The sequence below is a fragment of the Xenophilus sp. genome (assembly GCF_044462705.1).
Taxonomy (GTDB): Bacteria; Pseudomonadota; Gammaproteobacteria; order Burkholderiales; family Burkholderiaceae_C; genus Xenophilus; species Xenophilus azovorans.
Genome location: NZ_JBIQNC010000294.1, coordinates 1 through 4,560 on the forward strand (window position 1 = coordinate 1; position 4,560 = coordinate 4,560).

4 protein-coding genes and 1 pseudogene are annotated in these 4,560 nt (G+C 69.6%); all 5 read left to right on the forward strand.

Going from position 1 to position 4,560, the window contains the following annotated elements; translation table 11 throughout:
- Positions 1-369: pseudogene (locus ACIY1X_RS24965) on the forward strand (ATP-binding protein); the annotation flags it as partial.
- A gap of 10 nt (positions 370-379) precedes the next feature.
- Complete coding sequence (locus tag ACIY1X_RS24970) at positions 380-625, forward strand: hypothetical protein (protein WP_399685978.1); 246 nt, start codon at positions 380-382, stop codon at positions 623-625.
- Positions 626-646: 21 nt separating this feature from the next.
- Entirely contained in the window at positions 647-1,243 is a 597-nt protein-coding gene (locus ACIY1X_RS24975) for a GNAT family N-acetyltransferase (protein ID WP_399685980.1), read from the forward strand.
- Between the two features lie 23 nt (positions 1,244-1,266).
- Positions 1,267-2,454, forward strand: a complete 1,188-nt coding sequence (locus ACIY1X_RS24980; RefSeq protein ID WP_399685983.1) for a VWA domain-containing protein — start codon at positions 1,267-1,269, stop codon at positions 2,452-2,454.
- Positions 2,455-2,663: 209 nt separating this feature from the next.
- On the forward strand, positions 2,664-4,523 hold the full coding sequence (locus ACIY1X_RS24985) for an autotransporter assembly complex family protein (protein WP_399685984.1): 1,860 nt from the start codon (positions 2,664-2,666) through the stop codon (positions 4,521-4,523).
- Positions 4,524-4,560 lie beyond the last annotated feature (37 nt).

Here is a 4,560-nt window from a genome sequence, read left to right on the forward strand (position 1 = left end):
AACAACGAGAAGGAGCTGCCCGACGCCTTCCTGCGCCGCTGCTTCTTCCACTACATCAAGTTCCCCGACGCCGAGACGATGAAGAAGATCGTCGAGGTGCACTTCCCCGGCCTGAAGCAGGAACTGCTCGGCGCGGCGATGAAGACCTTCTACGACGTGCGCGGGCTGCCGGGCCTGAAGAAGAAGCCCTCGACCAGCGAGCTGCTGGACTGGCTCAAGCTGCTGGTGGCCGAGGACATCCCGCTGGAGGCGCTGCAGGCCAAGGACGAGAAGGTCGCGGTGCCGCCGCTGGTGGGGGCGCTGCTCAAGAACGAGCAGGACGTGACCCTGTTCGAGAAGCTGGTCTTCATGCAGCGGCACAACCGCTGAGGCTGCCGACATGGCCCGCCAGGCCCCTCCCACCGGCCAGCTGCTCGTGCTGGGCATCGCCCAGGCAGCGGGTTTCTTCGTGGGTGCGCTGCTGGGCCGCTGGCTGGGCCTGGCCCTGGGCTGGGATGCCTTCGGTTCCAACGGCTACGACACGCCGGCGATGCTGGGCATCCTGCTGCTGGGCCTGGGCGGCGGGGCCGGCGCGCAGTTGGCCCGCGCCTGGCACCGCCGCAGGTACGGCGCGCCGCCTCCCTGAGCCCGCCCGCTGGACACGCACATGGCCTTCGTCGAACCCGTTGAACTCTCCCTGCGCGGCGTGCGGCTGGTGCCGCTCGCCCTGGCGCACGAGGCCGGCCTGGCCGCAGCCGCGGCCGACGGCGAGCTGTGGCGGCTGCGCGTGACCTCGGTGCCCGCGCCGGACGAGACGCGCGCCTACGTCGAGGCCGCGCTGCGGATGCGCGAGGAAGGCCACCGCTTCGCCTTCGCCGTGACCGACGAGGCCAGCGGCACGGTGCTGGGCAGCACCAGCTACCACGACATCGTGCCGGCCGTGAAGCGCGTGGAGATCGGCTACACCTGGTACGCCCGGCGCGTGCAGCGCACGCACGTCAACACCACCTGCAAGCTGCTCATGCTGCAGCATGCCTTCGAGACGCTCGGCTGCCATGTGGTGGGCTGGCGCACCGACAACTTCAACTTCGCATCGCAGGCCGCCATCGAGCGCCTGGGCGCGAGGAAGGACGGCGTGATCCGCGGCCACGCGCTGCGGCGCGACGGCACCATCCGCGACACCGTGATGTACAGCCTGCGCAGCGGCGAGTGGCCGGAGGTGAAGGCGCAGTTGCTGTACCTGCTGGACAAGCCGCGCGGCTGAGCGCGCAACCAAGGAGATCCGCCATGCTGATCGACTTCTTCTACACCCTGCGCGCCGCCAAGCTGCCGGTGTCGGTCAAGGAATACCTGACGCTGCTCGAGGCTCTGCAGGCCGACGTGGTCGGGCCGAACTCGGACGACGCCTTCGGCATGGACGACTTCTACTACCTCAGCCGCACCGCGCTGGTGAAGGACGAGAAGCACTTCGACAAGTTCGACCGCGCCTTCGCCGCCTACTTCAAGGGCGTGGAGATGCTGACCGACTTCACCAAGGAAGTGCCGCTGGACTGGCTGCGCAAGGTGCTGGAGAAGGAGCTCACGCCCGAGGAAAAAGCCGCCATCGAGAAGATGGGCTGGGACGAGCTGATGGAGACGCTGAAGAAGCGCCTCGAGGAGCAGAAGGAGCGCCACGAGGGCGGCAGCAAGTGGATCGGCACCGGCGGCACCTCGCCCTTCGGCCACGGCGGCTACAACCCGCAGGGCATCCGCATCGGCGGCCAGGGCAAGAACCGCAGTGCCGTGAAGGTGTGGGAGCAGCGCGCCTACAAGGACTACGACGACGGCCAGGAGCTGGGCACGCGCAACATCAAGATGGCGCTCAGGCGCCTGCGCCGCTTCGCGCGCGAGGGCCACGAGGACGAGCTGGATCTGGACGAGACCATCAGCCGCACCGCCGCCAACGCCGGCTACCTCGACATCAAGATGCGCCCGGAGCGGCACAACAACGTCAAGGTGCTGCTGCTGATGGACGTGGGCGGCACCATGGACGAGCACGTGCAGCGGGTGGAAGAACTCTTCTCGGCCGTCAAGACCGAGTTCAAGCACCTGGAGTTCTACTACTTCCACAACTGCGTCTACGACTTCATGTGGAAGAACAACCGCCGGCGCTTCTCCGAGAAGTTCGCCACCTGGGACATCATCCGCAAGTACAACAAGGACTACAAGCTCATCTTCGTCGGCGACGCGACCATGAGCCCCTACGAGATCCTGCAGCCCGGCGGCAGCGTGGAATACAACAACGAGGAGCCGGGCGCCGAGTGGCTGCAGCGCCTGACGCACGCCTTCCCCAAGTTCGCCTGGATCAACCCCGAGCCGCAGGGCGTGTGGCAGTACCGCCAGAGCATCTCCGTGATCCAGCAGCTCATGAGCCAGCGCATGTTCCCGCTCACGCTCAAGGGGCTGGAGGACGCGATGCGCCTGCTGTCCAAATAGGCCCTCTCGGTCGGCGGCCTCCGACACGGCCCGCGCGTGGCCGATGTCAGAATGCCCTCATGTTCAGGGTGGAGCCCTCCTCGTCGACGCCGGCGTGCGGGCCGGCGTCGTTTTTTGTCGCCGGGCCGCCCCAAGACAAAAGGCATCCCCTCGGCGGATCGGGCAAGCGCGCAGCGATTGACCGAGGGGCCATACTTGTTCTGGCACTGATGTGCCTGCTGCTGCAAGGCTGCAGCCTGGTGCCCTGGAAGCGCGACAAGCCGGCCGACGATGCGCCCAGCGCGGTCCAGGGCGACAGCGGCAGCAGTGACAGCGCGGACGAACGGCACGGCTTCAGCGTCGAGGTGCGCGGGCCCGACGAGGCGCGCGAGCTGCTCGACAAGCACCTGGAGATCCAGCGCTACCGCCAGCTCGACGACCTCGGCGTGGCGGAGATCTCGCGCCTGATGGTGGCGGCCGAGGCCAACGCCCGCGAACTGCTGGGCACCCTCGGCTACTTCACGCCGCACCTCACGCTGGAGCTGGTCGACACGCCCGAGGCCAAGGCGCCGCACGCGGTGCGCATCACCGTGGAGCCGGGGCCCCGCACCACGGTGCGCGACGTGGACATCGACTTCGCCGGCGCGATCGCCGAGCCGGGCGCCGACGCCGCCGTGCAGCAGCAGCGCGAGGCCATCCGCAGCGGCTGGACGCTGGGCCCCGGCAAGCCGTTCGGCCAGCAGGGCTGGGACGGCGCCAAGACCCAGGGCCTGCGCGCGCTGACGGCGCAGCGCTTCCCCACCGGCAGCGTGCAGACCAGCCGCGCCGACATCGACGCCGACGCCGCCACGGCGCGCCTGGCGATCACCTACCAGTCCGGCCCGGCGTACCGCTTCGGCCCGCTGCAGGTGCGCGGCGCCGAGCGCTACGACCTGGACGCCGCGCGCCGCATCGCACGCGTGCCCATCGGCGAGGAATACGACCAGCAGAAGCTGCTCGACGCGCAGCAGCGCCTGGCCAGCAGCGGCTACTACGACTCGGTCTTCCTCACGCTCGACACCGAGCAGCCGCCGCCCTTCGCCCCCGTCGTCGCGCAGGTGCGCGAGGCGCCGCTGCAGAAGGTGGTGCTGGGCGTGGGATTCACCACCGACAGCGGGCCGCGCCTGTCGGTCGACCACGTCCACAACCGCATGCCGCTCTTGGGCTGGCGCGCGGCCTCCAAGCTGTCGGTGGACCGCGACACCCGCGTGCTCAACACCGAATGGACCTCGGTGCCCGGCGACAACGGCTGGCGCTGGGGCACCCTGGGCGAGCTCAAGCAGGAGAAGGCCGGCACCTACGACGTCAACAGCGGCCGGCTGCGCTACGGCCTGTCCAAGGACAACGGGCACATCACCCGCGCCTGGTTCCTCCAGTACGACTACGCCGAGTACGTGGGCAGCGAGGCGCCCTTCCCTTCCGCATCCGCACTGAGCGCCAACTGGACCTGGACGGCGCGCTACTTCGACGACGCCGCCAACCCGCGCCGCGGCTGGGGCCTGGCGCTGGAGTTGGGCGCCGGCTACACGCTGACCGGCGAGCGCCTGCCCTTCACCCGCGCCTACGGCCGCTGGCTGGGCATCGTGCCGCTGGGGCGCGAGCAGCCGGGCGACGAGCCGGCCAATGCGCGCCGCTCGCGCCTGGCGCTGCGCGCCGAGCTGGGCGCCATCACCGCCAGGGAGAAGGCGCTGATCCCCGCCACGCTGCGCTTCCTGACCGGCGGCGACACCACCGTGCGCGGCTATGCCTACCGCGAGATCGGCACCCTCGATGCGAGCGGCGCCACGGTGGCCGGGCGCTTCATGGGCGTGGCCAGCGTGGAGTGGCAGAAGCCCATCGTGCGCGACGGCAAGCTCACCGACTGGGAGAGCACGGTCTTCGTCGATGCCGGCACGGTGGCCGACAAGGCCAGCGAGCTGAACAAGTGGAAGGTCGGCGTCGGCGCGGGCGTGCGCTGGCGCAGCCCGGTGGGGCCGGTGCAGGCCGACCTGGCCTACGGCGTGGACGTGCGCAAGTTCCGGCTGCACCTGCGGCTGGGCTACAACTTCTAGAGGTAGATGAGCCCACCCCCGTTTCTCCCGGACTTCG

Excerpts from the sequence above, each read along its gene's own strand:
- ACIY1X_RS24980 (WP_399685983.1), top strand. The coding sequence starts at position 1,267 with ATGCTGATCGACTTCTTCTACACCCTGCGCGCCGCCAAGCTGCCGGTG.
- ACIY1X_RS24970 (WP_399685978.1), top strand. The coding sequence starts at position 380 with ATGGCCCGCCAGGCCCCTCCCACCGGCCAGCTGCTCGTGCTGGGCATC.
- ACIY1X_RS24975 (WP_399685980.1), top strand. The coding sequence starts at position 647 with ATGGCCTTCGTCGAACCCGTTGAACTCTCCCTGCGCGGCGTGCGGCTG.
- ACIY1X_RS24985 (WP_399685984.1), top strand. The coding sequence starts at position 2,664 with ATGTGCCTGCTGCTGCAAGGCTGCAGCCTGGTGCCCTGGAAGCGCGAC.